At 70.2% G+C, this 2,610-nt stretch carries 2 protein-coding genes; both read right to left on the bottom strand.

All coding sequences use genetic code 11. The features are described 5' to 3' along the window. Positions 1 to 209: 209 nt before the first annotated feature. Positions 210 to 857, bottom strand: coding sequence for a peptidoglycan-binding domain-containing protein (locus tag ENN83_RS01645; protein ID WP_287183310.1), 648 nt, complete (start codon positions 855 to 857; stop codon positions 210 to 212). Then, a partial coding sequence (locus ENN83_RS01640) for a S1 family peptidase (RefSeq protein WP_287183308.1) occupies positions 749 to 2,610 on the bottom strand: 1,862 nt, incomplete at its 5' end. The genes ENN83_RS01645 and ENN83_RS01640, both read right to left, overlap by 109 nt.

Below are 2,610 nucleotides of genomic sequence, written 5' to 3'. Positions count from 1 at the left end.
TCGCAGCCGGTCGGCAGGCCCTTCTCGTCAAGCTCGGGCGAGCAGCATTGCTGCCCTTCCTGTGTCGTGCAGCAATAGAACTCGCGCCCGGCCACGCCTTGCCCGGGCCAGGGGCAGGACGCGGCCGGGGCCGGTATGGCCAGCGTCGCCAGCATCGTCAGAAATGTCATCATCCGCCTTGCTCCCTTGCCCTGGCCCCGCGCGGGGCGTCATTCCGCCGCAAAGCGCGGAAAGCCCCCCCGGATCACCGCGCGCAGCCTGTCCGGATCCGCGTCCGCCGCGCGCTCTGCCGTTGCGGCCAGATAGGCCTTGACCGCCTCCAGCGTCCGCGGCCCGGCGATGACGTCGACCCGGCCCGAATCGAAGCCCGCGGCGTTCAGTTCCTCCTGCAGCAGGCGCACGGAATGGAACCCGGCGGGCAGCCCCGCCCCCTCGGGCGGCGCGGCGGGCGCGCGCAGCCGCCCATCGTCATCCATCCCGAAGCGCAGCACCCGGCGCATCGACGTGCCGGAGACGAGGATCTCGGCCCCGTCGCCGCTGGCAGCCAGCAGGCCGAAGGCGCCGGTCCGCCCCTCGGCGGCCGCGCCGTCCAGCGCGGCCAGGCCGATCTCGGAGGAGCGCGCGCGGGAAACCAGGATCTCGCCGCCGCCGAGGCCGATCTCGAAGAGGTAGAGCCGCCCGTTATTGGGTTCCAGCACCAGCACCCCGCGCCAGGGCGGGGCATCCTCTGCGGCGGGGGGGCGTTCGATCAGCGCGTGACGCACCGGGAAGAACGTCGTGACCGGGGATTTCTGGGCACAGACATTCGCGACGCGGAAACATTCGGCATGGCCGGGCTTTTCGTCGGGGTGGGCCATGCGGCCGATTTCCAGCACCGCGCCCTCGATGGTCGAGGACATGTAATGGATCTGGCCCTCATCCTCGAAGACCGACACTTGCGCGGAGGCCCCGCAGCGCAGATCGAAGGTTCGCCGTTCCGTGCCGGGCGCGACATCCGAGAAATCGTCCGGCATGGACAGGATCGAGGCGGCCACCGGACTGCCGAAATGGGCGATCCCGAGGCATCGAAGGCCACCGACGAGAACTGGCTGATCCCGGCGGCGTTGTCGGCCACCTGGCAGAACCGGAACCAGTCCTCGATGCCCTGCCCCGGTGTGATCGGAAAGGCCGGGATGCTGCCGCCCGGCAGCATCAGGCTTTCGCGGTTCCAGCGCTGGCCGGCCACGAACAGGTTGCCCGCCGGGCTGATCGCCAGGTCCGGGGCCAGCGTGTCCAGGTCGATGATGGCGCGCAGCACGATTTCCGGGGCTGTGCCGGCGGGGCCGGACGCCTCGCGGACCACCTGAAGGTAATACCACCCGTTCCAGGGTTCCAGCTCGCCCGCCGCATGCCGCGCCTCGGCGGCGAAGTAATGCTGCTGCACGAAATTCTCGGCATAGGGATACTGGTACTGCCCGCTCGGCGCGAGCAGCGGCGCACCCTCGCCGCCCGGCGCGGGGCCGCGGCCCGACAAGGCGGCATGGTTGATCGACTGGCAGGTGCGCATGATCGCGGGATTGCTGCGGAACCGCTCGTCCAGCAGGGTGAAATAGCCCCGCACCGTGGGCATTTCCGACACGGTGACATCGCCCTCCGCCGCGGACAGGAACAGCGGTGTCAGGCACAAGCGCAGCGCGGGGCTGAAGACGGGCGCCGAGATCTGGCGTTCATAGGCCAGCGTCATCGTCACCCAGCCGCCCTTGATGCGGCCGGAAAAGCGCCAGACCGGCTTGGCGAGGTCGTCATGGATCTCGTCCAGCGTGCGGCGGATCGGGCGGCCCTGCAAGGCCTCGGCCACGGTCCTGGTGGTGTTGAAGGCCGCGCGCAGCCTCTGCATCTCGGCGGACATCAGGCCCGTGCTTTTCTCGACCGCACCGGCGCGGGCCTCCAGCGTCTCGGCGCGCGCGCCCATCGCGTCGATCCGCGCACCGACCTCGGACCGGGCGGCGGCCAGGTCCTCGGCCAGATCGTCGATCCGCGCTGCCAGTTTCGCAGGCCCCGGCAGGTCGGGATAGCAGCCCGCCTCGTTCTCGCTCAGCCGGAAGGTCGCCGAGGTGATCGCCGCGATCGGGGTCATGCCGTAGTAATCCGGCTCGCTGATCGCGCTGATCTCGACGCCCGAGACGATGCCGATCAGGCTGGTCTCGTCCTCGGCCAGGATCGGCCCGCCGCTCATCCCCTGCGCCAGCAGGCTGTCGGTCTCGATCACGCCCTCGGGCGTGGTCTCGGTGGTCGAGAGGATCCCCGCCCGGAACGAGGGGCGAAAGCTGCGCGCGCCGTTCGGAAAACCGGCGGCGACGATGCGCTTGCGGATCATCCGCTCGTCCAGCCGGCAATAGCGCAAAAAGGGATAGACCTGCGTCTCGGCGAATTTCAGCAGCGCCATGTCATATTCGCCCGGCACCCGTTCGGATTGCAGCACCATCACCCGCGCATTGTTCGGATCGGCCACGCCCGGCGACCCGCGGCACTGGCTGCCCGCGGGCGCGACATGGCGGGCGGTCAGCACATGGCCCTCGGCGCTGACCAGCACGCCCGAGCCGACGCGCTTGCGGCCCTCGGGATCGGTGC

The organism is Rhodovulum sp. (assembly GCF_011048875.1).
GTDB classification, from domain to species: Bacteria; Pseudomonadota; Alphaproteobacteria; order Rhodobacterales; family Rhodobacteraceae; genus Rhodovulum; species Rhodovulum tesquicola.
This window is presented reverse-complemented; position numbering and strand designations above follow the sequence as displayed.